18 protein-coding genes and 1 pseudogene are annotated in these 26141 nt (G+C 61.9%); 8 read left to right on the top strand and 11 right to left on the bottom strand.

The features are described 5' to 3' along the window. Nucleotides 1–138: 138 nt before the first annotated feature. Nucleotides 139–1119 (top strand): tripartite tricarboxylate transporter substrate binding protein, encoded by a 981-nt coding sequence (locus A4A58_RS23425; protein WP_068736642.1) that lies wholly within the window; start codon nt 139–141, stop codon nt 1117–1119. On the opposite strand, the gene A4A58_RS23420 is transcribed toward A4A58_RS23425, so the two are convergent. From A4A58_RS23420 to A4A58_RS31585, 5 genes are all read right to left on the bottom strand, one after another. Further along, on the bottom strand, nt 1116–3263 hold the full coding sequence (locus A4A58_RS23420; protein ID WP_068736638.1) for a carbamoyltransferase C-terminal domain-containing protein: 2148 nt from the start codon (nt 3261–3263) through the stop codon (nt 1116–1118). The two genes, A4A58_RS23425 and A4A58_RS23420, sit on opposite strands and share 4 nt — an antisense overlap. A gap of 87 nt (nt 3264–3350) precedes the next feature. Further along, nucleotides 3351–4709, bottom strand: a complete 1359-nt coding sequence (locus A4A58_RS23415) for a M23 family metallopeptidase (protein WP_068736916.1) — start codon at nt 4707–4709, stop codon at nt 3351–3353. 91 nt (nt 4710–4800) lie between these two features. Further along, nucleotides 4801–5595, bottom strand: a complete 795-nt coding sequence (locus A4A58_RS29820; RefSeq protein ID WP_081422017.1) for a peroxiredoxin — start codon at nt 5593–5595, stop codon at nt 4801–4803. A 20-nt stretch (nt 5596–5615) separates the two neighbouring features. Continuing rightward, the gene (locus A4A58_RS30920; RefSeq protein WP_158005733.1) at nt 5616–5756 is read right to left on the bottom strand and encodes a hypothetical protein; all 141 of its coding nucleotides are present in this window, start codon (nt 5754–5756) and stop codon (nt 5616–5618) included. 195 nt (nt 5757–5951) lie between these two features. Further along, the gene (locus A4A58_RS31585; RefSeq protein ID WP_244499841.1) at nt 5952–6512 is read right to left on the bottom strand and encodes a hypothetical protein; all 561 of its coding nucleotides are present in this window, start codon (nt 6510–6512) and stop codon (nt 5952–5954) included. Between A4A58_RS31585 and A4A58_RS23405 the strand changes: the two genes are divergently transcribed. Then, nucleotides 6468–9701: a DUF3971 domain-containing protein gene (locus A4A58_RS23405; RefSeq protein WP_244499840.1), complete on the top strand. Its 3234-nt coding sequence runs from the start codon at nt 6468–6470 to the stop codon at nt 9699–9701. The two genes, A4A58_RS31585 and A4A58_RS23405, sit on opposite strands and share 45 nt — an antisense overlap. Before the next feature lie 45 nt (nt 9702–9746). Here A4A58_RS23405 and A4A58_RS23400 read toward each other — a convergent pair whose 3' ends face one another. Beyond that, nucleotides 9747–10490: an IclR family transcriptional regulator gene (locus A4A58_RS23400; protein ID WP_068736635.1), complete on the bottom strand. Its 744-nt coding sequence runs from the start codon at nt 10488–10490 to the stop codon at nt 9747–9749. 240 nt (nt 10491–10730) lie between these two features. Here A4A58_RS23400 and A4A58_RS23395 point away from each other — a divergent pair, with 240 nt between their 5' ends. Continuing rightward, complete coding sequence (locus tag A4A58_RS23395) at nt 10731–11954, top strand: ABC transporter substrate-binding protein (RefSeq protein WP_068736634.1); 1224 nt, start codon at nt 10731–10733, stop codon at nt 11952–11954. 105 nt (nt 11955–12059) lie between these two features. Continuing rightward, nucleotides 12060–12830, top strand: a complete 771-nt coding sequence (locus A4A58_RS31860) for an SDR family oxidoreductase (RefSeq protein ID WP_081422029.1) — start codon at nt 12060–12062, stop codon at nt 12828–12830. Nucleotides 12831–12908: 78 nt separating this feature from the next. Here A4A58_RS31860 and A4A58_RS23390 read toward each other — a convergent pair. The 4 genes and pseudogenes from A4A58_RS23390 to tyrS form a co-directional block, all read right to left on the bottom strand. Continuing rightward, a pseudogene (locus tag A4A58_RS23390) lies at nt 12909–14600 on the bottom strand (methyl-accepting chemotaxis protein); the annotation flags it as partial. A 177-nt stretch (nt 14601–14777) separates the two neighbouring features. Continuing rightward, nucleotides 14778–16472, bottom strand: a complete 1695-nt coding sequence (locus tag A4A58_RS23385) for a methyl-accepting chemotaxis protein (protein WP_068736633.1) — start codon at nt 16470–16472, stop codon at nt 14778–14780. 110 nt (nt 16473–16582) lie between these two features. Continuing rightward, nucleotides 16583–17800, bottom strand: coding sequence for an MFS transporter (locus A4A58_RS23380; RefSeq protein WP_068736912.1), 1218 nt, complete (start codon nt 17798–17800; stop codon nt 16583–16585). A gap of 84 nt (nt 17801–17884) precedes the next feature. Next, on the bottom strand, nt 17885–19135 hold the full coding sequence (gene tyrS / locus A4A58_RS23375; RefSeq protein ID WP_068736632.1) for a tyrosine--tRNA ligase: 1251 nt from the start codon (nt 19133–19135) through the stop codon (nt 17885–17887). Between the two features lie 157 nt (nt 19136–19292). Between tyrS and A4A58_RS23370 the strand changes: the two genes are divergently transcribed. Together A4A58_RS23370 and A4A58_RS23365 are read left to right on the top strand one after the other, a co-directional pair. Further along, a complete protein-coding gene (locus A4A58_RS23370; protein ID WP_068736630.1) occupies nt 19293–20402 on the top strand; it encodes an anhydro-N-acetylmuramic acid kinase in 1110 nt (369 codons plus the stop codon). A 309-nt stretch (nt 20403–20711) separates the two neighbouring features. Next, complete coding sequence (locus A4A58_RS23365; RefSeq protein WP_068736628.1) at nt 20712–22235, top strand: porin; 1524 nt, start codon at nt 20712–20714, stop codon at nt 22233–22235. 99 nt (nt 22236–22334) lie between these two features. Here A4A58_RS23365 and A4A58_RS23360 read toward each other — a convergent pair whose 3' ends face one another. Further along, a complete protein-coding gene (locus A4A58_RS23360; RefSeq protein ID WP_068736626.1) occupies nt 22335–22982 on the bottom strand; it encodes an alpha/beta hydrolase in 648 nt (215 codons plus the stop codon). A 277-nt stretch (nt 22983–23259) separates the two neighbouring features. On the opposite strand from A4A58_RS23360, the gene A4A58_RS23355 reads away from it, so the two are divergent. Both A4A58_RS23355 and sufB read left to right on the top strand, forming a co-directional pair. Next, nucleotides 23260–24468 (top strand): cysteine desulfurase family protein, encoded by a 1209-nt coding sequence (locus A4A58_RS23355; RefSeq protein ID WP_244499839.1) that lies wholly within the window; start codon nt 23260–23262, stop codon nt 24466–24468. Between the two features lie 108 nt (nt 24469–24576). After that, nucleotides 24577–26058 carry a Fe-S cluster assembly protein SufB gene (gene sufB / locus A4A58_RS23350; RefSeq protein ID WP_068736624.1) on the top strand — a complete coding sequence of 494 codons (1482 nt, stop codon included), beginning with the start codon at nt 24577–24579 and terminating at the stop codon, nt 26056–26058. Nucleotides 26059–26141: the final 83 nt, after the last annotated feature.

The raw sequence follows: 26141 nt of genomic DNA, 5'->3' as shown, positions 1-26141 counted from the left end.
CTCAATTCTGCGAACTTCAACAACTTAGAGCTTTGAAAGAGCTCCAAGGCGCGCAGGCGCTGTCTCCCGAGATGGCGCGTCGTCCCCTGGATGCGACTGAAACCAATGCGTTGCTCAAAAACAAAACGGGAGACAAGTATGAAACGTCGTGACTTCATTGCAGGCCTCGGGGGCCTGTCGACGCTCGCTTTGACCGGTCAGGGTGTACGCGCGCAGGAAGCTTGGCCAAGCCGCAACATCACTATGGTCGTGCCATTTCCGGCCGGCGGGCAGGCCGATATCGCCGCGCGTCCGGTCGCGAGCTATATGCAGAAGGTCCTCGGCAAGCCGATCATCATCGACAACCGCAGCGGCGCTGGCGGCTCGCTCGGCAACGCGACCGTTGCCCGCGCCCAGCCTGACGGGCATACGCTGCTGATGACGCTGTCTTCGCTTGCGGTGCTGCCCGAGTCGGATCGCATCTACGATAGGCCAGTTGCCTATGAGGTCGACCAACTGCAGCCGGTCGCGCGCGTGCTCGCGGATCCGACCCTGTTCGCGGTGCCGGCCAGCGCGCCCTGGAAGTCGATTGAGGAATTCGTCGCCGACGCCAAGGCGCGTCCCGGAGCGATATCATACGGATCGTCGGGCCCGTTCGGTACGTTGCACGTCTCGATGGAGATGTTCGCGATTGCGGCAGGCATCAAGCTGCTTCATGTGCCGTATCGTGGTGCGACCCCTGCGATCAGCGATCTCCTGGGCGGCCAAATCCAGGCGCTGGCCTCGGCGCCGGGCACGCTCAAGCAGCATGTCGATGCCGGGACACTGCGTGTTCTCGCGAACTTCGGCGGAGAACGCCTCGCTGCCTTCCCGAATCTGCCGACGTTCAAGGAACTGGGCTATCCCGATGTCGAGTTCTACATCTGGGCAGGCCTGTTCGCGCCGAAGGGAATGCCCGCACCGGTCGTGACCAAGTTGCGTGAGACGATGAAGCAGGCGATGAGCGATCCGGAAGTCACGAAGACGTTCGAGGCTGCCGGTAACATGCCCGCCTATCAGGACTCGGAAGAGTTCGCGGCGTTCGTGGCCAAGGACAGTGCGCGTCTGGTTGCCGTCGCAAGAAAGATCGGCAAGGTCTAACTGCGGCTGCGCGTCCACTCCGATAGCCACGCCGTGAAGCGGCCGCTGTCGGGGGTGCCGCCATGCCAGGCGGCGGTTACCTGACCGTCTATTGCAACCATCAGCACCACGTCGAGACCCGCCGAACGGCGCAAGGTCTCGACGGCCTGCTGCGGCGTCTGTGCGATCGGGCCGGCGACGTTGAATGAGGTATTCACCGACAACTCGACGCCGATATGGCGACCGAGCGCCTTGAGATAGGCATAGGTTAGCGGATCGTCCTCGGCGCGGACAATCTGGATACGGCCGGTGCCATCGGCATGGATAACGGCCGGAATTCTCTCTCGTGCATGCGGCTTCGATTGTGCCGTCAGCACCATGTAGTTATAGGCATTGTAGTCCGCGTCGGACGCGCCCTCCAGCAAATCGAAATACTCGTGCGCCGCGTCAAGCGTCGCCATCGGCGCCAACGGGCGGATCGCCTCGCGATATTTCACGCGTTCATTGAGCCGTTCGCGCGTGCCGGCGTCGCAGGGGTTGGCGAGGATCGAGCGATGACCGAGCGCGCGTGGACCGGTTTCTGCCGCGCCCTGATAAAGCGCGATGATGCCGTTCTGCGTGACCATGAAGGCCATCAGGTCGGCAATTGCATCGCAGCCCTCAGGCGTTGAGATATTGCCGATCGTCTGTGTCTTGATGTCATCAGCCTGCAGTGCCGCGGTGATGTCGCCCTGCGTCGGCGCATCGCCGCAATAGAACGCGTGCGTCATCGCGGCGCCGCGTGGCGCGCCGATGAGATGCGCGAACATCCAGGTTGCGCCGATGGTCACGCCGGGATCGCCAGGCGTTGGTGGAATCCACAGATGCAGTCGCTTTGCACACCCCTGAGCCTGTGTGAACCACGCCTCATCGAAATGCTGCAGCAGTCGCATATTGCCGAGCGCGTTCAGTGCCACGCCACCGGTGAGCACCAGCCGATGCGCGCCGGTGGTGCGCAGCAGATGATCGACGACGTGCTTCATCGCGTCCTCGAAGACGAGTTGCGTGGCCGCGGCCTTATCGAGGCGATCCTGCGTATCCGGTCGATGCTGAATATCTTCGACGCGCAGCACGGCGTCCGGATTCCAGAGCTGATCTGGTTTGAGCGGCTCGCCGAGAATCTTGATCAATGCGGACTTATAAGGCGCCTCGAACGGGTCGCAGTACCAGTTGCCCATGGCGCGGTTGAGTTGGATCTCGCCATTTGCACCGAAATGCAGCACCTCGCGCAAGCGTGCGTAATACGAATTGCTGGCGCGATCCATGTCGCCCCAGGCGGCCGCGCCCATATAGCGGCCCTCGCTGGAGAGCCAGGTCCAGCCGCCCTGTGTCGACGAGATGACGCTGTAGAACGCACCGAGGGAGTCGAACACGCTGTTATTGCAATACAGCCGCTGCATCTCCCTGTGCTCAGCGACATAGAGCGAGATCGAGCCCTGATCGCCTGTACCATCCAGCACGGCGATCGCGACCGGTTCGTCATCGGGGAAGGGCGACGCTGCAAATGAGAACCAGGCGTGGTTGTCGTGGTGCGGCATCATCAGCAGCGGGACACGCGCAGGCAGGCCGAATTGCTTGCGGAGCAGTTTCGGGGTCCGCGTCATCTGCTCGAGGCGTCGTGCGTCGAAGCTGACGGAGTTCCTGGTGCGCAGCAGCTTCAATCCGTCGGGAAGTTCTTCGGCGATGCTTCGCACCAGCGTGCCCAGCAGATCAGGGTAGTCCCAGGTTGTCAGCCATGCATCGATATCAGCGACGTCACGGCCCATCGCCTGCAGCGTGACGCGCATCGCATCGAGCGCGGCGCGCGGATATTGCGTGGTGTGCTTGTCGCCCGAGAAGCGCTCTTCTTCGTTGTTGATGATGAGGCGCGGGCCCTGAGCCTGCGTGACTTCGACCAGCGCCACGCCCGAATTGTGCGTCCCGGGCAGTCCGAGGCCGGCAAGCAAGACTGTCTCACCGCGCGCAAGCTTGGCGCGGATCTCTGCGATGCGACGGACCGTGAAATGGGAGTCGTTGGCGTGAAAACTTGCCAGCGTCATCGCCCAGGTCGCGACCCGTCGTGTGGCGCGGAAACAGAACCGGCCGAGACGGGGGAAACGGGGACCGATGCGTCGGGGGGATTTCAACGGGCTGCCTCGGATTGACGGAGACCCGCTTCAACCACAGTCAGGGCAGGGCAACAATGCCCTCCATGCCCCGTCTGCGTGCCGCACCTAGCCTGCGTTGAGGCGGACGCCGGCGCGGAGAAACTTCTGCGGATCGACGGCTTCGCCATCGATACGGGTTTCATAGTGCAGATGCGGACCGGTGGAGCGGCCGGTCGAGCCGACCAGGCCGATCACCTGGCCGATCTTGATGACATCGCCGACCTTGACGTTGATCACGGACATATGGCCGTAGCGGGTCGACAATCCGTTGCCATGGTCGATCTCGACCATGCGGCCGTAGCCGCCGGCATAGGCTGCGGAAACGACGCGGCCGTTGGCTGTGGCGCGGATCGGGTCGCCCGTGGCGCCGCGGAAATCGAGGCCCGTATGCATTGCGGGGCGGCCGAGGAACGGATCGCTGCGGACGCCGAAGCCCGAAGTGAATTCGACTTCGCCGACGACCGGCTTGCGATAGGGCACCAGCGCCATGGTGCGATTCAGCCTGTCCATCTGCGCACGGGTCACGTGGATGCGGTAGAGCTGGCGTTCGAACGGATCCGCGCTCGATGACAATTTGACCGGCACAAACGGACCGCCCATGGGCGCGCGCGGTGTGGCGGATTCGAGTTTCGCCATATTGAGCCCGAGGTCCGAGATCGCGCCGCGCATGCGGCGAACCTTGGAGTCCAGGGATTCTTCGGCCGCGGCGAGCGTCGCAATCTGTCGGCTCTCGACCTGATCGAGCGAGGCCTGCAGGCGACCGATCACATTGTCGACGCCGCCGAGTTTGGCGAACTGGTTCGGTTGCTGGGCCGTGAGTGCAGGGGTACGGGACTCAAGCCGCGCTTCGCGATCCGGCGGCGCCACGAAGGTCACCGTGTCGCTGATCGGTGAGGGCTTGGGGATTGACGTCGTCGGCTCGATCGCGGCGCCACGGGCCGGCGGCTTGCCGATCGAACCTGTAACAGACAGATCGGGCATGGCGCCGAGCGCCGTGGCGCGCGATTCCAGCGTAGTCTGCCGGCGCATGACCTGATCGAGCTTCTGGTCGAACTGCTCCTGGTCCAGCATCTGGCGGCTGGTGGTGCGGTCGATCTTGGCGCGGAGTTCGGCGATGCGATCTTCGTAGGCATATTGCATGTCCGCCTGGCGTGCGATGAGCTTGGTCAGCACGTCGTCGCGAAAGGCAAAGTAAGTGGCTGTGGCCGCAGACCACGCCCCCAGCACGGTCACCGTGCCGACGACGATCCAGAACACCACAGGTCCGATGCGAACTTGCTTGCCACGATGGGCGATCGTGTAATCGCTTTGACTGGCTTTGGAGGCGGGCACCTTGACCGGCCCGACGCGGCGCGCCTGTGGCCGTCCATGGTCGTGTGCGTGGTGCTGAGGGTACTCGGCATATTGGGTAGGGCGGTTCGACATCAGCACTCCTGATGCCAGCCGGAGACTCGTCGGCTGGCTCAACGGAGGCGATTTGAGCCCTTCATGGTTAATTTTGAGCAAATGACATTGATCAAATCCGACGTACTTCTTCGAGCACCGCGTCTGCGTGTCCGTCCACTTTGACGCCGTGCCAGATCTTCGCGACGTTGCCTTTTGCATCGATCAAAACCGTGGTGCGAAGAACGCCTTCGAAGGTTTTGCCGTACATCGATTTCTCGCCCCAGGCGCCATAGGCTTTCAGCATCGATTGCGTCGCATCCGACAGCAGCGGAACTCCCAGCGCGAACTTGTCGCGGAACGACTCCTGAGCCTTTAGTGGGTCGGCCGAGACGCCAAGCACGGCGGCGTTAGCTGCCTGAAAGTCGGCGGACAGGCGGGTGAAGTCGATGGCTTCCTTGGTGCAGCCCGGAGTGCTGGCGCGGGGGTAGAAGAAGATCACCAGCTTCTGGCCAGCATAGTCCGACAGTGAGACCGTGGCGCCGCCGTCGCGGGGCAACTGGAAGGCCGGAGCCTTAGCGCCCTCGGCTGCGACACGAGGCGCCGGTGCGATCTTCTCGGGAGTTGCTTTCGGTGCCGCCACGGAGGGCGGCGCAGGCTTCGCAACTGCCTTGGGCGACGCCTTCGCGGCGATCGTCTTAGTCGCTGGAGCCTTTTTGGCGACAGGAGCCTTCGCGACTTTGGCGGCTAGCTTGGCTAGCGCCTTGGACACGGCTTTCGCCACAGGCTTGGCTGGCTTGGCGGCAGCCTTCTTGGCTGGGGACTTTGCCGCAGCCTTGGCAGGCTTCTTCGCCTTCGAGGGAGAAGCAGTCTTGGCCGTTTTCTTGGCGGCGGCCTTGGCGGGTTTCTTGCTGGCTTTCTTGGCCATGGATGTTCCTTTCTTCGCGTTCAGCGGTTCAATTGGGCGGCGCGCCCGACGAGGCGCTTGGCCGCAGTTTCCAGCGTCAGTCCGGCTTTCGCGCCCGATGCGTTTTCTGCCACTGTACAGATGGCCCGTTTCGAGGGATTCTTGCGCGATTTCTTGGACATACGCCTTCCTTTCGTCGCTTTCGGCGGCTCAGTGTGATGGCATTGCAAAGCACCGGCGACCGGGTGGCGGCACGTTGCAGTGCAAATGCGCTGGCCCAAATATGCTGGTCTCGGAGTATGGTTACAAAGGATTCGACGCAACACACGTTCGGTGCGCCATAGGGGCGCCGCAACGACCGCACGACGAGTTATAATTCAAACCGAGGATTGGCAGCGATGCCGGCAGAACAGCGCTCGTCGGTTGTCGATGCGCGAAGGGCCGGTGACGATCATTCTCATAGTCAGCGCCAGCACCGAGAGGCAATGGCCAGAAATAAGCCACCACAAGCGTATCGATCGCGCGCTGATGACGAGTCCTTGCAATGGGATGATGCCGATTGGGATCATCAGCATGACGAGGCCGGGCATCACCGCGCACGCCGCTTGCTGTCCAAGAAAGATAGTGGCTGGCACCGTTTCGGCGATCGGCTCGTTGCTGTTCGCGATTGGCTGTCCGGCGGTCGATGGGTCAAGCGGATCGCGGCTGTTCTCGGCATCCTTCTGATTATTTTTGGCGTTTGCTTTGGCGCCTTGTGGGTCCGGCTGGGTGCAGGCCCGATCAATTTCGACATGGCCACACCGTGGCTGGTCGACGCGATCCAGGACAATATCGGGCAGGGTAATACGGTCGAAGTTGGCGGCACGCAGATCGAACGCGCCGGGCGGGTCCGCATGGCTGTGCGTATCCGCGACATCGTCGTCCGCGATCGTGATCATGCCGTCGTGGCCAGTGCTCCGAAGGCCGAAGTCCGGCTCTCCGCTGCTGCCATGATGATGGGCCGCTTGCGTGCCGAAAGCCTCAACCTGGTCGATGTTGTGCTGGCCGTGCGCATTACGCCGGATGGGCAGGTGACGGTGTCGACCGGCGAGAATGCTCGCCCGATCGCGACGGGCGTCGCGTCGCCGCGTACACCAGGGTCGTGGCTCGGTCCGGGCAGACAACCGGAACTCACTTTCCCGCGGCAGCCGCAGCCGCCGGTGGTCCAGATTCCACAGCCCCCTGCTGACAGGCGCGAGGCATCCACCGGCTTGCTTGCGGGTCTCGATTGGCTCGACAGCCTGACCCTGTCGGGCCTCGACGGACAGAACCTCAACGAGATCGGTCTGAAGAACGGCAAGCTGGTGGTCGACGACCAACAGCGCGGCAATACGTGGGATTTCAACAATATCAGCCTGACCCTGCGCCGACCGAGCGGCGGCGGCGTCATGATGACAGTGGGCGAAGGCGGCAAAGCGCCATGGACACTCGGCGTTACGGTCGGTGCGCCAGCCAATGGCGTGCGTGCGGTCAGTCTGCGGGCCGACAAGGTCTCGACCCGGAATATCCTGCTCGCGCTGCGCATGAAGGATCTCACTTACAGCGCCGATCTGCCGCTGACCGGTGAGTTGAGGGGCGAAATCGGGCGCGACGGCCTCCCGACCTATTTCCGCGGCAAGCTCACTGCAGGCGCCGGCAACATCATCGATAACGACACGCCGGATTATCCGATGCCAATCGATCAGGCGGAGCTGAGCGTCGAGTGGGATGCCGGCCGCCGTGTGCTGCTGGCTCCGTTCAAGTTCGTGTCCGGTGAGAACCGCGTCACTTCGCTTGCCCATGTCGAGCCGCCCAATGGAGCGACCGACTCTTGGCAGGCAGGGATCAGCGGCGGCACCATCGTATTGGGTGGAGGTCCGGGTGAAGCGCCGCTGATCTTCAACAGCATCGACATCGGCTTGCGTTTCGATTCCGACAACCGGCGGGTTTTGCTGACGCGGGCGAATATCAGCAACGGCGAGATCGGCGTCGCCGGCACAGGCAGCATTGACTACGCGGGCGAGCCGCGCATGACCCTCGGCTTTGCGGGAACGCCGATGTCCGCCTCGGCGCTCAAGCGCATGTGGCCGATTCTGATCGTGCCTGAAGTGCGCGAATGGGTCACCGAGCGCATCGAGGGCGGGCAGCTTCAGAGCATCGAGATCGGGGTCAATTCGCCGACCAAGAACCTGACACGGCGCGGGCCGCCAATCCCCGATGAGGGGCTGTCGGTGAAGATCCTCGCCAATGGCGTGGCGCTGCGTCCGGTGGATGGCATGCCGGTGATCCGCGACGGCGATCTGCGCGCGCGCGTCACGGGACGGACCGCGACCGTGACCATCGGTCAGGCAAACTCCGAGACGGCGGGCGGACGCAAGCTCAATCTCAGCGATATCGTGTTTGAAGTTCCGGATATGGCACCGAAGCCATCGCCGGCTCGCGTGCGCTTCAAGCTGGAGGGACCGGTGGCGGCCGTGGCCGATGTCCTCAACTCCAACCGTCTGAGCGAAGTCACCGGCAACATGCTCGACCCGGCAGCCAGCAAGGGCAATGTGACCGCGCAGGTCGCCATGGGCATGCCTATCCAGCACGAACTGACCAAGGCCGATACGACCTACAACATCACCGCGGATCTGACGGCATTTTCCGCCGACAAGCTGGTGATGAACCAGAAGCTCGAAGCCAATTCGCTGAAGGTCACAGCAAACAATCAGGGCTATCAGGTCAAGGGTGACGTCAAGATCAACGGGCAGGCGGCATCGCTCGACTATCGCAAGCCAACCGATGGCGATGCCGATGTGCGTCTCAACGCGACGCTCGACGATGCCAGCCGCGCGCGGCTCGGTGTGGACCTCGGACCGGCGGTGGTCGGCAATCTCCCGATCAAGGTTGTCGGCAAGATCGGCTCCGGGGACCGTGATAGCAAGCTCGGGGTCGACGCGGATTTGACGCCGTTGAAGCTCGACAACATCCTGCCGGGTTGGATGAAGCTACCCGGCAAGAGTGCTCGCGCTGTCTTCAACGTCGTGAAGAAGGGTGACACTACCCGTCTGGAAGACATCGTCGTCGATGGTGGTGGGGCTTCGATCAAGGGCTCCGTCGAAGTCGATCAGAACGGTGACCTCGTCGGTGTGAACTTCCCGACTTATTCGCCGTCCGAGGGCGACAAGACGTCGTTGAAGGCGGACCGTGGTCCGGATGGCGTATTGAGAGTCACGATGCGTGGCGACGTGTTCGACGGTCGTGGCTTCCTGAAATCGGCGATTTCCGGCAAGGATGGGGATCCCAAGAGCAAAACAAAATCGGTCGACTTCGATATTGATGTGAAGCTCGGCGCCGTTGCCGGCTATTACGGCGAAGCGGTTCGCAGCGTCGATGCCAAGATTTCGCGGCGTAACGGCACGATCCAGAAATTTTCCCTGAGCGGAAAGCTCGGACGCGACACACCGCTGACAGGCGATATGCGCGGACGCTCCCAGGGTGCCGGCCGTGACGTCATCTATATCGAGACCAACGATGCCGGCGCCTTCCTGCGCGCGACCGACACCTATTCCAAGATGTCGGGAGGCCAGCTCGCGCTGGCGATGGATCCGCCATCGTCAGACACTCGCGCCAAGGAAGGCCTGATCAACATCCGCGACTTCAACGTCAAGGGCGAGGCGCAACTGGCCAGCGTTGCCGGAGGTGGGCAAAACGCGGCGCAAAGCAGTGTCGCCTTTTCGCGACTGCGGGCCGAATTCACGCGACAGAACGGCCAGCTCACCATTCGGGACGGCGTCGTCAAAGGCCCGACCGTCGGCGCGACCATCGAAGGCAGCATCGATTACCCGCTCAATCAGGTTCGGATGAGCGGCACCTTTGTGCCGATGTATGGGCTGAACAACATGTTCGGCCAGATCCCGATCGTCGGACTGTTTCTCGGCGGCGGCAGCAATGAAGGCCTGATCGGCGTCACCTATGAAGTCGTCGGTACGCCCGGTGCGCCGGTGCTGCGCGTCAATCCGATCTCGGCCATGGCACCGGGTGTGTTCCGCAAGATCTTCGAATTCGGTACCGGCAAGCAGAACAATTCGGTCGAATTCCCGAATCAGAACAATAACAGCAACTAACGACGTCTGTGGCTCAAGCGCAGCGTTCACCGCGTTGCGCCGAGCCTAGCTGGACGCGAGTTCGGATGCGAAGCGCTGCATCAGATTTTGGATGATGGCGGCAGTTTCGGGACGTCGCATCAAGCAACGCGATGTCGGACCGGCAACCACCAGCGACAACCGGCGATGTTGCACCGGCAGGGGTACGGCGACGCCCGCGAGGTCGGCGATATATTCCGATGAACTCTGCTGATAGCCGCGCTCGGCCGCCTCTCTGAGTTCGTCTTCGATCGCCTCTGCCGTTGTCGGCGTTGTGTGGGAGAAGGCTTCGAACTTGATCTTGCGATAGATCGCCTTGCGTTCCTCGGGCGAATGCTGCTCGAGAATGGCGCGGCCCACCGAACTCGCATGGACCGGAACGCGATCGCCGATCTGGGCGAAGTAGCGCACTGAATGCGTGGACTCGACGACATCCAGAAAGATCGCGGACGTTCCGGCGAGGGCGGCAATGGCCGTCGTCTCGCCGGTCTGGTCGGCGATTTCGGTAACCAGCGCATGGGCGGCGTCCGGGAGTGGCTCGGCATCTGCGACAGTGCGGGCAAGCATTAGCCAGCGGGGGCTGGGATAGTAGCCGTTACGCGCACGGGGCTCATAGAGCCAGCCCTTCTCGGCGATGGTGCCGACGAGGTTGAACGTGCTGGAGCGCGGCCAGTCGAGGTCATCCGAAATTTCGGCCAGCGTCGCGGGGCGTTTGCGACGAGCGAAATACTCCATCAATTCGAGGACGTTGGCAGCTTGTCTGACCAGCATTGGATTTCTCGTTCTTCCCTCTGGGGTACGCCACGAATGGCGAAGTGCCCGCGTTTCCGCATGGTCTGGTTGGCCTCTGTATCGCTGAAATGGCTTTGAAAGCCATCCAGATCGGCAGCGACGGTCTTGACTTATAATTCACGTATAGGTCTTATAAATTCATAAACAAGAATTATTCACGTGATCGCTGGGCTGGCGCCTTGCCAGGGTGAAACACGGAATTTGTCAGGGGAGGAATAGATGACCATTCGCAATACTGTTGCCGTGTCAGCCGTGGCACTGTCGCTCGGATTGCTGTCCGCGCCGATGGCGTCGGCGCAGACGCCGGTGAAACTCGGCGTTCTCGCCGACATGTCCGGCATCTTCTCGGACATCGGCGGCATGGGCTCGTTCGATGCCACCAAGATGGCGGTCGAGGACTTCAACAAGCTGCCGGGCGCTGACAAGTTCAAGGTCGAGGTGATCCAGGGCGATCCGCAGAACAAGCCGGACATCGCGCGCAACATTGCTCGCAAATGGTACGAGACCGAAGGCGTCGATGTTCTCGTGGACATTCCGACCAGCGCCACGTCTCTGGCCGTCGCGCCGCTAACGGCGGAGCTCAACAAGGTCGCACTGTTCACGGCATCCGGCACATCGGACCTGACCGGCAAGGCTTGCACCCCGAACTCGGTGCACTGGACCTATGATACCTGGGCGCTGGCGCATGGCACCGCCGATGCCATGACCAAGGCCGGCGGCAAGAGTTGGTTCTTCCTCACCGTCGACTTCGCGCTCGGCGCGTCGCTGGAGCGCGATGCCACCGCCGTGATCAATGCCAATGGCGGAAAGGTGCTCGGCAGCATCAAGCATCCGACAGACTCGAACGATTTCGCGTCCTATCTGCTGCAGGCGCAGGCATCGAAGGCCGACATCATCGCGCTGGCAAATGCCGGCGGCGACACCATCAAGGCGATCAAGCAGGCCTCCGAGTTCGGCATCGTGCAGGGCGGCCAGAAGCTTGCCGGCATGCTGATGTTCATTTCGGACATCCACTCGCTCGGTCTCAACACCGCGCAGGGCCTGCAGCTCACTGAGGGCTTCTACTGGGATCTCAACGAGCAGACCCGCACCTTCGGCGAGCGGTTCGCCAAGCGTAACAACGGCCGCTATCCCAGCATGAACCAGGCCGGCGCCTATTCGGCGTCGCTCACCTATCTGAAGGCGGTCGCCAAGGTCGGTTCGCCAAAGGATGGCGCGGCGGTTGTGAAGGCGATCCGCGAGATGGGCACGTTCGACGATCCACTGTTCGGCAAGACCACGCTGCGTGAAGATGGCCGCGTGCTGCACGACATGTATCTGCTGCAGGTCAAGAAGCCCGCGGAGTCGAAGAAGCCGTACGATTACTACAACTTGCTGGCGACGATCCCGGCCGATACCGCATTCCGTCCGCTCAAGGACGGCGGCTGCCCGCTGATCAAGTAACGGCTGCAACAAAGAACGATGAGAACGCGCAGATGTCGGTGACCCCGCGCTGCGCGTTTTTCATCGTCTGAACTGCAATTTCAAAACCACCACAAGGACAACAGAATGCGTCTCGCCAATAAACTCGCCGCCGTCACCGCTGCTGCATCGGGCATGGGACGCGCCGGCGTCGAACTGTTCCTGAAGGAAGGTGCCAAGGTCGCCGCCATCGACGTCAATGCGGACGCGCTGGCGCAGCTCAAATCCGACATGAAGAAGCTGGGTTATGAGCTCACCACCATCCAGGCCGATCTGTCGAAGACCGAACAGATGAAGAGCTCAATCAACGATGCGGCTGTCGCGCTCGGCGGCATCGACATCCTGTGGGCTCATGCCGGCACGCCGGGTCCGGCCGGCGTCGAGAATCTCGATCTCGCGGCCTATGAATTCGCGATGTCGCTCAACGTCACCTCCGCCACGCTGGCTGCCGGTGAAGTGATCAAGCACATGCGCAAGCGCGGCGGCGGCTCGGTGATTTTCACCTCGTCGGTGTCGGGCATTGTCGGCTCCATGATGAGCCCGATCTATTCGGCAGCGAAGTTCGCGGTTGTCGGCCTCACCAAGTCGCTGGCACAGACCTTTGCGCCCGAAGGCGTTCGCGTCAACGTGATCTGCCCGGGTCTTGCAGATACGCCGATGAAGCTCGGCTTCACCGGCCGCTCGGGCGTCGCCGCGGAAGCTGCGGCCAACGAGGCCAAGCTGTTGGCGGCTGTGCCCATGGGCCGTCTCTGCAAGGCCAAGGATGTGGCGCATGCCGCGCTGTGGCTTGGTTCGGACGATGCTTCCTTCATCACGGGCGTTGCGCTGCCGGTGGACGGCGGCTTCACCGCGCGTTGATCGGCAGTCACTCCCCAAATAGCAAAGGGCGCGGTCATTGCTGACCGCGCCCTTTGTGCTTGAGGGATATCTGCGTCCGGCGGCGCGAACGCCGGCGAGGAAGGTTTTGACTTCGCCGGACAGTTGCTCGGCCTGTTTCGACAGGCCGGTTGCCGCACTCAGCACCATGCCCGCAGCGTTGCCGGTCTCGTGCGCGGCCGAACTGACGCCGCCGATATTGGTGGTGACGTTCTGGGTCGCCTGCGCCGTCTGTGTCACGTTGCGGGCGATCTCGGCGGTTGCCGCGCCTTGCTCCTCGATGGCCGAGCCGATCGTGGTGGCGATGGCGCTGACTTCCTCGATGGTGGCAGTGATGCCCTGAATGGCGTCGACGGCCTCCTTGGTCGCGCCCTGGATCTGGGCGATGCGGGTGCTGATCTCCTTGGTGGCATCGGCGGTCTGGCCGGCGAGGCTCTTCACTTCGGTGGCAACGACAGCGAAGCCGCGGCCGGCATCGCCGGCGCGTGCAGCTTCGATAGTGGCGTTCAGAGCGAGGAGGTTGGTTTGAGCGGCGATGGTCTGAATCAGCTCGACGACATGTTCTATCTGTTGCGCGCCATCGGCCAGCGCACGCACGATGGTGTCGGTACGGCGTGCACTATCCACGGCATGCGCTGTGATCTTGGCGGACTGGGCCATCTGACGTGCGATCTCGGTGATCGACGACGACAGCTCCTCGGCGGCAGATGCGACCGTCTGGACGCGCGTGCTGGCTTCGGTCGCAGCCGAGCTAACCATCGTGGCCTGCTGGTTGGTCCGATCGGCTGTGCCCGTCATGGATTGCGCGGTGGCTTCGAGCTCGGTCGAACCCGACGCCATCAGTCCGACCAGTTGGCCGACGGATGCGTCGAAACGATTGGCGAGAGCGATCAGCGCATCGCGCTTTTCAGCTTCGCTGAGGCTCTTCATTTTGGTCTGCTCGGCCTCGAGGGAGCGCGCGGTCAGCGATGTCTGACGCAGCATCTCCAGCGTTTCCGCCATGCGACCGATTTCGTCGCCGCGATCGGTTTCCTCGACCTTGGCGTCGAGCGCGCCATTGGCGATGTCATGCATGCGTGACTGCAACCGGCGAAGCGCACCGAGGATGTCGCTGGAAATCAGCCAGGAGAGCAGCGCCATCAGCGCGAGCACGCCAGCGCCGATTGCGCCGAGGCGCATCAGCAGGGCGTTCATGTCGGCATCGAGATCGTCCACATAGACGCCGATGCTGATGACAACGTTCCACGGCGCGAATTTACGGGCGAACACGACTTTCGGTCGGGGCTCATCTTGTCCAGGACGTGGATACAGATAGGTCGCGGTCGCACCTTCAGGCTTGCTGTTGGCGGCTGCAATGACGGCGGATGCGATCAGGACGCCGTTGGAATCCTTTCCGTTGGTGATGGTGCCTTCAAGTTTCGGAAGCGTGCCGTGGACCATCACGGTGGAGTCGGCGCGATAGGCGAGCACGTAGCCCTGGCCCTTGTCGAATAACATGCGCCGGCTGCGCAGACGGAGCTGATCTTCGGCCTCGGGCAGCTTCATCTTGCCGGCCTCCACTTCGTCCTGCAGCGATTGCGCGAGGCCGGTGACGATATCGACGGCGGTCCGGAGCTGCAGGATCCGGTCCTCCATCATCCGCTTCTGGCTAAGCGAGGCGGCGACCGCGATGACCGCGCAGACCGCAATGGCAGAGACGGCAACCATGCTGACGAGCTTGGTGCGGATCGTGAAGTTACTGAGCAGACTCATCTGGACCTCGACATGTGAGTGACCAGACAATAATACCGTCAACGTGCTTACCAATGGTGAATCACGGATTGCGACCATCTTAAAAAGGGGCAGTGTGTGCGGCTTGGTGGCAGGCGCTTAAAGCAGAAAGGCGCGGTCATCGCTGACCGCGCCTTTCATACAAGAATGTAGCTGTGTTTAGGCAGCACGCACGCCGGCGAGGAACGTCGTGACTTCGCCGGATAGTTGCTCGGCCTGCTTCGACAGACCGGAAGCGGCGTTGAGCACCATGCCGGCAGCGTCGCCGGTCTCATGCGCGGCAGCGCTGACGCCGCCAATATTGGTGGTGACATCCTGCGTAGCCTGCGCCGTCTGGGTGACGTTGCGGGCGATCTCGGCCGTTGCAGCGCCTTGCTCCTCGATCGCAGAGCCAATCGTGGTGGCGATGGCGCTAACCTCCTCAATGGTGGCGGTGATGCCCTGAATAGCGTCGACGGCTTCCTTGGTCGCGGCCTGGATCTGCGCGATGCGGGTGCTGATTTCCTTGGTGGCGTCGGCGGTCTGGCCGGCAAGGCTCTTCACTTCGGTCGCCACGACGGCGAAGCCGCGGCCTGCATCGCCGGCGCGGGCGGCTTCGATCGTGGCGTTGAGTGCGAGCAAGTTGGTCTGGCCGGCAATCGTCGAGATCAGTTCGACGACATGCTCGATCTGCTGCGCGCCGTCGGCGAGGGCGCGAACGATGGTGTCGGTGCGGCGGGCGCTATCGACGGCATGGGTGGTGATCTTGGCCGACTGCGCCATCTGACGCGCGATCTCGGCAATCGACGACGACAGTTCTTCGGCGGCGGCGGCAACCGTCTGTACGCGGGTGCTGGCATGGGAGGCGGCGGTGCTGACGATGCCCGCCTGATCGTTGGTGCGGGCGGCGGTGCCGGTCATCGACTGCGCAGTGGCTTCGAGTTCGGTCGAACCAGATGCCATCAGGCCGACCAACTGGCCGACCGAGGAGTCGAAACGATCGGCGAGGGCGATCAGCGCGTCGCGCTTCTCGGCTTCGCTCATCTGCTTCAACTTGGCCTGTTCGGCTTCGAGGGAGCGGGCAGTCAGCGAAGTCTGGCGGAGCATTTCCAGCGTTTCGGCCATGCGGCCGATTTCGTCGCCGCGATCGGTTTCGCCGACTTTCTCGTCCAGCGCACCATTGGCAATCGCGTGCATGCGTGCCTGCAGGCGGCGCAGTGCGCTGAGAATGTCACTGGCGATCAGAAAGGACAGCAGTGCCATCATGGCGAGAACGCCGGCGCCGAGCGAACCCAGCCGGACCAGCAAAGCGTTCACGTCGGCATCAAGATCGTCGACATAGAGGCCGGAGCTAAGCGTAGCGTCCCACGGTGCGAAGTGACGCGCATAGACCATTTTGGCGGTCGGCTCGGTTTGGCCCGGCCGTGGATAGAGATAATAGGTCATGCCGCCGGTCGCGCTCAGCTTGCCGGCGTCGATGATCGCTTTCGAGATCAGGACGCCATTGGAGTCTTTGGCGCCCGTGTTCTTGTCTTCGAGTTTGGGATTGCCGGCATTGACGAGGATGACACCGTCGGGGCGATAGGCAACGAGATAACCCTGCTTGTTGCCGAACGTCATGTTGCGCGCGCGCATACGAAACTGCATCTGGGCGTCGGCTAGACTGAGTTTCCCGGCCGCCACTTCCTCCTGCAGGCTTTCGGCCATGCCGAGCATCAGGTCGGTCGCCGTGTGAAGCTGTTCCATACGGTCCTGCTGCATGCGCTTCTGGCTCAGCGAAGCGGCTACCGCGATGATGGCGCAAATAGACGCAGCAGAGACCAGCACCATGCTGGTGAGCTTGGTGCGAATGGTGAAACGGCTAAGCAAACTCATGTCGACCTCTGATCGGAGCACTACTGGCAGGAAGTTACCAGCGAGTCGCTTACCAATCGTGAAGCCTGACTAGCTCAATGAGTTCGCTGTGCGAACGCGTGCATATCGAGTTATCGGCGCAAAGCGGGGACGACGAGAAACGGGATCATGCCGATCACGACGCTGATCAAGGCAAAGGCGAGCAGCGAGTTGTAGCTCTGGGTCCAGTCATGCAGCAGGCCGCCGGTCCATGAACCGAGGGCGGATCCAAGCCCGCTGCCGAAGGTGATCGTCCCATAGATCGTGCCGACCCGCTTGCCGCGAAAGATCTTCATCGCCGTTGCGGTCAGCAGCGGGCCGCGCGAGCCAATCATGCTGCCGAAGCAGACAACGAAGCCAGTAAGCAGCGCATAGTTCGGATACCATTGCAGCAGCCAGAGCATGACGATTCCGAGGAGCGACAGGCTGTAGCTGAACAGAATGGACGGCCGTCGACCGATCACGCCGTCGAGCCAACTGACACCGAGCATGCCGAACAGCAGCACCACGCCGCTGAAGCCCCAGGCGGTCGCCGCCTGCAGCGGAGGGAAACCGACATCGATCAGGTAGGCGACCACCTGCGGCGAGATCGCATACATGCCGATGGCAGTGAAGAAGAAAGTCCCGAACAAAGCCCAGAACGCATGATGGCGCATGGCGCCGATCAGAGTCCAGCCTTCGTCGATAAGCGTCTCGCTCGCCTGTGGCTTCTCGAGATGTGGTGAGCCCGCGCCGAACCTGCTCCACGGCAAGAACAGTAAGGGCACCAGCAGGGCCAGGACGCCAAAGCCGAAGATGCGATAGGCGCCACGCCATTCGACGTGATCGATCAGCAACTGGGCGATAGGTAGCATCAACAACACGCCGGCGCCGGTTGCCGAATACACGACGGACATCGCGGTCGGTAGCCGCTTGCCGAACCAGCGTCCGAGCAGCAGCGAGTTCGGCACATTGCCGATACAGGCGATTGCGAAACCGAGACAGAGGCCGAGCGCGAGTTGAAATTGCCAGAGTTTCTCTGCATAGGCTGCCGCGAGTAGTGAGCCACCAAGCAGGGCGATGCCGGTCAGGAACACGGTGCGCGGACCGGAGCGATCGAACAGCCGTCCGACCAGCGGTCCTGCAAGGCCGACGCAGAGCGCGATGAGGGAGTAGATCGAGACGACCTCGGCGCGGTCCCAGCCGAAGGATTGCGAGATCGGAAGCAGGAAAACCGTGAAGCTCTCCTGCAGGCCGCGCCCCAGCACGGACAGCGTGAAACAGACACCGAGAACAGTCAGTCCGGTGCGTTGGGACGTCTTCAAATCCATCTGGCTCATCTTCATGGCGTTTGCGACAGCTACGCCATGGAGCGCGTTTCGCAGTGCATGAACAAGTGCGCTGGACGAATGTGGCTATGCAGGCTTGAGCAGGATGTGCCGCTTCTTCCCGAGCGAGAGCTTGATGACGCCTTCCGTCAGCAGCGCGGAGGTCAGCATCATCTTTTCGTCGGTCACCGCAACATCATTGACGCGCAAGCCGCCGCCCTTGATCTGCCGCCGCGCTTCGCCGTTCGACGCGACAAAACCGGCATTGACGAAGGCCGCGAGGACACCGACGCCTGCTTCAAGTTCAGCTTGCGGAATATTGACAGTCGGCAAGCTGTCGGCGAGCGCGCCTTCCTCGAAGGTCTTGCGTGCCGTCTCCGCAGCGGCATTTGCTGCATCGCGGCCGTGCACGACGGCTGTTGCTTCTGTCGCGAGTATCTTCTTCGCCTCGTTGATCTCCGAACCACCCAAGGCAGCGAGCTTTGCGATCTCGTCGAGCGGCAGGCGCGTGAAGACCTTGAGGAAACGGCCGACGTCTGCGTCTTCGGTGTTGCGGAAGTACTGCCAGAAGTCATAGGGGCTGAAGAGATCGCCGTTGAGCCAGACAGCGCCCGAGGCCGACTTGCCCATCTTCTCGCCCGACGATTTGGTGAGCAGTGGCGTGGTCAGCGCGTAGAGTTGCGGGCCGCCCATGCGGTGGCTGAGATCGACGCCATTGATGATGTTGCCCCACTGATCGGAGCCGCCCATCTGCAGCAGCGTGCCATAGCGGCGATTAAGTTCGACGAAGTCGTAGCCCTGCATGATCATGTAGTTGAATTCGAGGAAGGACAGCGACTGGTCGCGGTCGAGGCGCAGCTTCACGCTGTCGAAGGACAGCATGCGGTTGACCGAGAAGTGTCGGCCGACATCGCGCAGGAATTCGACATAGTTCAGCTTCAGCAGCCAGTCCGCGTTATTGACCATCAGTGCGTCGGTCGCGCCGTCGCCATAGCTCAGCATCTTGCCGAATATCTTCTTGATGCCTTCGATGTTCTCCGCGATCTTCTCGACCGTCAGCAATTGCCGCTGGTCGTCGCGGAACGACGGGTCGCCGACCATGGAGGTGCCGCCGCCCATCAAGGTGATCGGGCGATGGCCGGTCTGCTGAAACCAGTACAGCATGGTCACCGAGATCAGATTGCCGATATGCAGACTGGTTGCCGTGGCGTCATAGCCCACATAAGCCGTGACCGGTCCCTTGCAGCAGGCGGCGTCCAGCGCCTCGGCATCGGAGACCTGATGGATCAGGCCGCGGCTCTGCAGGACGTTGAGGAAATCGGACTTGTAGGTGGTCATCGGTTTACGGCTCGGTTCGGATAATTTTACGCTGTCTCAATGGATTGGCGGCAAGGTGGGGGACGTGCTGGCCGCCCCAAAGTGCTTGTGGCATTATAAGATTGGGCGCTTCGACACAAGTTTTGACCGGAAATGAGGGCTTTGCCGCGTGCCTGATATGCTGACCGCGATCGGACTAATGAGCGGAACCTCGCTGGACGGGGTCGATGTCGCCCTGATCGAGACCGATGGCGAACGGGTCGGGTCGTTCGGCCCGTCGGGGTATCGGCCATATAGCGAGGCTGAGCGTGCCGTGTTGCGCCAGGCGCTGGCTGAGGCCGTGCAACTGAGCCGGCGCGATATCAGGCCGGGCAGTCTGGCCGAGGCGGAGCGGGTGGTGACATCGGCCCATGCCGAGGCCGTCGAGGCGTTTCTGACTGATCATGGCATCGCACGAGACAGCATCGACATCGTCGGCTTTCACGGCCAGACCGTGCTGCATCGTCCCGCCGATCGACTTACCGTGCAGATTGGCGACGGGGCGAGTCTTGCCGGGATGATCGGCCTGCCGGTGATCCACGATCTGCGCGCGGCTGACGTGGCTGCCGGCGGGCAGGGAGCGCCGCTGGTGCCGGTCTATCACCGTGCCTTGGCGCAGGGACTGCATCGCGACGGGCCCATTGTCGTGGTCAATATCGGGGGCGTGTCCAATGTGACTTACATTGATGGCGACATCGCGTTGATTGCCTGCGACACCGGTCCGGGCAATGCGCTGCTCGATGATTTCGTGTTGCGCGCAACGGGGCAGCCGTTCGATGCGGATGGCGCACTGGCGGCGCCGGGCCGTGTCGATGATGCGTGGGTCGCAAGGGGGTTGCAGAATCCGTTCTTTGCGGCAGCGCCGCCGAAGTCGCTTGATCGCAATCACTTCGCTGCATTGCAACCGAGCGATACGACTCCGGCTGATGGTGCAGCGACACTAACGGCGTTTACCGCTGCGACCATCGCCAGCATTGCGCCGCTGTTGCCGAAGCCGCCGCGCAGCTGGATCATCACCGGCGGCGGCGCACGCAATCCGACGATGCTGCGCATGCTGCGGGAGCGATTGCCGGCCGCTAGCGTTGAGAGTGCTAATGACCTGGGCTGGTCGGCCGATGCGATGGAGGCGCAGGCTTTTGCATTTCTGGCAGTGCGTTCGCTCGCGGGCTTGCCGTTGAGCTATCCGGCGACGACCGGTGTGCCGGAGCCGATGACGGGCGGTGTGAAAGCGGACTATCTCGCGAGCTAGTGTGAGTTTGCCGTAGCTCGGGCGATTCGACTCACCCAACGAATCAGGTTGATCGCGTACAACGGCGTCTATGCTTGTTATTGCCGCCGCGGGCACGAATGCGTGAGGACATCATCAAATCTCGTGATGAGTTCGGTACGGAAATGCCGCGGCTTTGGCAATTATGTTGCCGAAAGCACACAGCCGGAAAATGATGCTGCGACAATCCACCGCGCGCATTGTTTCGCAACATGATCTTCCACAACTCTGCCTCATGAATGGCACGCCCGGGGCAATCGCGCGTGCCGATGCGATCGGTACGGAGGCGACATGACCATGATGAAGCAAATGATCCTTGGCTCGGCAGCGGCGTTGCTCGCAGCGAGCACTGCCCAGGCGGCGGACCTTCCTGTGAAGGCCAAGGCTGTCGAATATGTGAAGATCTGCTCGCTCTACGGTGCCGGCTTCTACTACATTCCGGGCACCGACACCTGCATCAAGATCGGTGGCGCCATCCGGCTCGATACAACCTTCAATGGCGGCCCGTATGACGCGCCGTTCTGGCAGGGCGGCGCCGGTGGCAACAATCTCTGGACCAAGGATTATTACCTCACCCGCGAGCGCATCAACATTACGACCGACACACGCACGGCGTCGGAATATGGTGTGGTTCGTACCTATGCGAACATGCAGCTCGACTTCACGCAGAACCGTGAGAGCATCGCTGGCGGCTTCACGGAAGTGGACTTTGCATTCATCCAGTTCGCCGGCTTCACCTTCGGTAAGGCTGTGTCGAACTTCGATCCGCAATGGGCGCTGACCAAGCCCTGGATCTCGTCGGGCTTCCTCGCCGGTTCGAGCAATACGACCGGCATTCCGCAAATCGCTTACACAGCTGAATTCGGCAACGGCTTCTCGGGCACCATCGCGCTCGAGAATGCATCGCCCTATCGCAATGCCGGCCTCTACAATACCGCGACCTTCATCGTCGCGCCGGGCGCGGGGTCGTTCACCGGTGCCTTCTACGGCACCAATTCGAACACGTTCTTCGGCAACGCCACGGGCGGCAACCATATTCCCGATGTCGTGGGCAATCTCCGGCTCGATCAGAAGTGGGGCTCGCTACATTTCGCTGCGGCCATGCATACATCGACGGCGGGTTTCTACGGGGCAAATGAATCCACTGGGCATCCCGACGACGCCTACGGTTTTGCGGTCAGCGGCGCGGTGGAATTCAAGGTCCTGCCGACAGGCGCGAACGACAGCCTGAAGATCGAAGCGTCCTATGCCAAGGGTGCTGCGCGCTACGCCTTCACCGGCGGCTCGCTCGAAACGTCCGGCGGCGGTCGTTTTGCCAAATTCGATGGCAACACGGTTGGCTTTGGCTACGTGCTCGACGGTGTGTATTCGCCGGGAAGCTCGATCCAGCAGAGCGATGCCTGGGAAGTCAGTGCCTTCTATGAGCACTACTGGAACACGGCATGGCGCACCTCGGTGTTCGGCAACTACAGCCATATCTCCTATGGCGATGCCGGCAACGCGATGCTCGCTGCGGCATTCAGCCCGGCCGGCGGCCGCCTGGGAACGAGCAGTTCGTCCAACCCGGGCTCTACGGCTGGCAGCATTACTGGCACGACCAACAACTTCGATTTCGGGATAGCTCAGGTCGGTACGCGAACTGCCTGGACCCCCGTCAAGAACCTGACCCTGTCGGCTGAGTTCACCTATAGCCGCCTCGATCAAAATCTCGGTGGCACTTATACGGCTACTGTGACCGGCAAGCCCAATCAGGCCTACCAGATCAGGGATCAGAATCTCTATAACGGCTCGGTCCAGATCCTGCGCTCGTTCTGACCCCGATCAGAACCTGAAATTGAAAAGCCCTCGGCCAGATCTGGCCGAGGGCTTTTTGTTGGCAGACATGAAGCGACCGCCGTGAGGCCGGTCGACGCTTCAGCGCACGTTGGCGAGGCGCATGTCGAGATAGCCGGTGACCGATTCCATCAGCGGCTCGAGCTTGTTGTCGAAGAAGTGGTTGGCGCCCGGAATGATGTGCTGATCGATCACGATGCCCTTCTGTGTCTTCAGCTTCTCGACCAGTGTGTTGACGTCCTTCGGCGGCACGACCGCGTCCTTCTCGCCGTGCACGATCAGACCCGACGACGGGCAGGGTGCAAGGAACGAGAAATCATAGAGATTGGCCGGCGGCGCGATCGAGATGAAGCCTTCGACTTCGGGGCGACGCATCAGGAGCTGCATGCCGATCCAGGCGCCAAACGAGAAGCCGGCGACCCAGCAGGCGCGGGCTTCGGGATTGATGGTCTGTGCCCAGTCGAGCGCGGCTGCCGCATCCGACAACTCGCCGGTGCCGTGGTCGAACGAGCCCTGGCTGCGGCCGACGCCGCGGAAGTTGAAGCGCAACACCGAGAAGCCGCGATGCACGAAGGCGTAATAGCACTGGTAAACGATCTGGTGGTTCATCGTGCCCGCGAATTGCGGATGCGGATGCAGCACCATGGCGATTGGCGCGTTCTTCTGCTTGGCCGGATGATAGCGGCCTTCGATACGGCCTGCGGGACCGGTGAAAATGACTTCGGGCATAGTGATCCTTAGGTCCCGTTCTTGGCGTGATCAGCCGGTTTTGCGCAGGGCTCGGCGAGAATGCTCGGAGGGGACCCTGCGAGGAAAAGGGCGATCGGGCACCGTCAGGTTGATGGCGGGCGGCACCGGGTGAAGTTGAGGCCGCGTTCTACCATGAGCGCAGGGGCGAAAAGCAAGCATATTGAACGTGTCGGCGGCCGTGACATGCGTTGCCGCGGGCGCATTCGACGAGCAATTGGGCTAAGAGTGACGGCGCGCAGCACTGGGATGATGTTCGATGCTGCCATCGATGCTCCAAGTCCTTCAAGGTACAGCAAAATTGGCAAAAGACCGGGTCTATCTCGACTGGAATGCGACAACACCGCTGCGCCCGGAAGCGCGAGCCGCGATGGTGGCCGCATGGGATTTGGCTGGTAACCCGTCATCGGTTCATACCGAGGGCCGTCAGGCCCGCCGGATCGTCGAGGACGCCCGTGCGGCGGTCGCAGGCGCCTTGGGCGCAGATTCGCGAAACGTCGTATTCACCTCGGGCGGAACCGAAGCCAATGTGCTGGCGCTGACGCCGGGGTTGGTGCGCAAGCCGGGCGTGCCCGCGCGGCGGCTGATCGTATCCGCGGTGGAGCACGCCTCGGTGCTGGCGGGCGGACGCTTCGCCGCGGGAGACCTTCAGGTGCTGGGCGTGGACCGCGATGGCGTCGTGAAACCGGATGAGTTGCGGGTGCTCCTGGCGGGTGGGGAACCGGTGCTGGTTTCCGTGATGCTGGCCAATAATGAAACCGGCGCCCTTCAACCGATTCCTGAGCTTGCGGGCATCGTGCATGACGCCGGCGGCTTGCTGCATGTCGACGCGGTACAAGCGCTCGGAAAGATATCGATAGATATCAAATTATTACAGGCTGATCTTCTATCAATTTCTGCGCACAAGATCGGCGGCCCGAAGGGCATTGGCGCGCTGGTCCTAGCCAATGGTGTCGCCGGGCTTGATCCACTGCTTCGCGGTGGCGGGCAGGAACTGGGGCGTCGGGCGGGAACCGAGAATGTGCCCGGAATCGCCGGCTTCGGTGCCGCCGTGACGGCCGCCATGGCGTCGCTTGATGGCATGAAACGGGTCGAAAAACTGCGTCAGCGGCTTGAGGCAGGCTTGCGGCAATCCAGCAACGGACTTGTGTTCGCCCAGGATGTGCCACGTCTGCCCAATACGGTCCTGTTCGGCGCCCCCGGATTGCGCGCGGAGACCGCCGTGATTGGATTTGATCTCGAAGGTATCGCGGTATCGTCGGGATCGGCCTGTTCCTCTGGTAAGGTGCAGCCGTCGCACGTGCTGGAAGCCATGGGTTTCGGGCCGGAGCTGACCCAGGGTGCCGTGCGTCTCAGTCTGGGCTGGTCGACCACTGAAGCGGACGTCGATCGTTGCCTGGAGGCTTGGCGAAAGCTCTCGGGTACACTACTTAAACATAGCGACGAAACACAGCTTGAACGGTTCTAAGAGGGGTGATTTCCCCGCGGGAACATCGTAAAGAACCCCGACAAGCTTTGAGTTTCACGTTTCTGGATTGATCCACCGCGGTCCTTGAAACCGCGAGCGGAGGATAAAATGGCTGCCGTACAAGAAACCGTCGATCGGGTTCGCCAGATCGACGTTGATCAATATCGTTATGGATTCGAGACCATCATCGAATCCGAGAAGGCCCCGAAGGGCCTTTCCGAAGACACCGTCCGTTACATCTCCGCCAAGAAGAACGAGCCGGCATGGATGCTGGAATGGCGTCTTGAGGCGTATCGCCGCTGGCTGACCATGGAAGAGCCGAAGTGGGCGCGGGTCGAATATCCGAAGATCGACTTCCAGGATCTCTATTACTATTCGGCGCCGAAGCCGAAGAAGACCATTGGCTCGATCGACGAGATCGATCCCGAAATTCTCGAGACCTACAAGAAGCTCGGCATTCCCCTGCGCGAGATCGAGGCGCTGGAAGGCGTCGTGCGTCCCGAGGGTGAGCGCAGGATTGCCGTCGACGCCGTGTTCGATTCGGTGTCGGTCGCAACCACGTTCCAGAAGGAACTGAAGCAGGCCGGCGTGATCTTCATGCCGATCTCGGAAGCCATCCGCGAACATCCCGAACTGGTGAAGCAGTATCTCGGCACGGTCGTGCCGACCTCCGACAACTTCTACGCCACGCTGAACTCGGCCGTGTTCTCCGACGGCTCGTTCGTCTATGTGCCGCCGGGCGTGCGTTGCCCGATGGAGCTGTCGACCTATTTCCGCATCAATGAGCGCAATACCGGCCAGTTCGAACGAACGCTGATCATTGCCGACAAGGGCGCTTATGTCAGCTATCTCGAAGGCTGCACGGCGCCGCAGCGCGACGAGAATCAGCTCCATGCGGCTGTCGTCGAGCTCGTCACCCATGACGATGCCGAGATCAAGTATTCGACGGTGCAGAACTGGTACCCCGGCAATTCCGAAGGCAAGGGCGGCATCTACAATTTCGTCACCAAGCGTGGTGACTGCCGCGGCGACCGCTCGAAGATTTCCTGGACCCAGGTCGAGACCGGCTCCGCCATCACCTGGAAATATCCGAGCTGCATCCTGCGCGGCGACAATTCGCGCGGTGAATTCTATTCGATCGCGATTTCGAACGGCTATCAGCAGGTCGATAGCGGCACCAAGATGATCCATCTCGGAAAGAACACGACGAGCCGGATCATTTCCAAGGGTATCGCGGCCGGCAAGTCGCAGAACACCTATCGCGGCCTCGTCACCGCGCATCGCAAGGCGACGAATGCCCGTAACTTCACGGCCTGTGACTCGCTCCTGATCGGCGATCAGTGCGGCGCGCATACGGTGCCGTATATCGAGGCGAAGAATTCTTCGACATTGTTCGAGCACGAAGCAACGACGTCGAAGATCTCTGAAGACGTGCTGTTCTATTGCGTCCAGCGTGGCCTGTCACAGGAAGAAGCTGTTGGCCTCGTGGTCAATGGTTTTGTGAAGGACGTGTTGCAGCAACTGCCGATGGAATTCGCAGTGGAAGCGCAGAAGCTGATTTCGATCTCGCTTGAGGGATCGGTGGGCTAAGTCCCGCCATCGCGGATGCCCGCACAGCGGCGCTTCCAGGATGTCGGAAAAATTGAAAGCCATCCTTAGAGGCTCGCCGCGAA

The organism is Tardiphaga robiniae, assembly GCF_001618955.1.
Classification (GTDB): Bacteria; Pseudomonadota; Alphaproteobacteria; order Rhizobiales; family Xanthobacteraceae; genus Tardiphaga; species Tardiphaga robiniae_A.
Note: the sequence above shows the minus strand (reverse complement) of the source record. Positions and strands in the feature narration are given on the sequence as shown.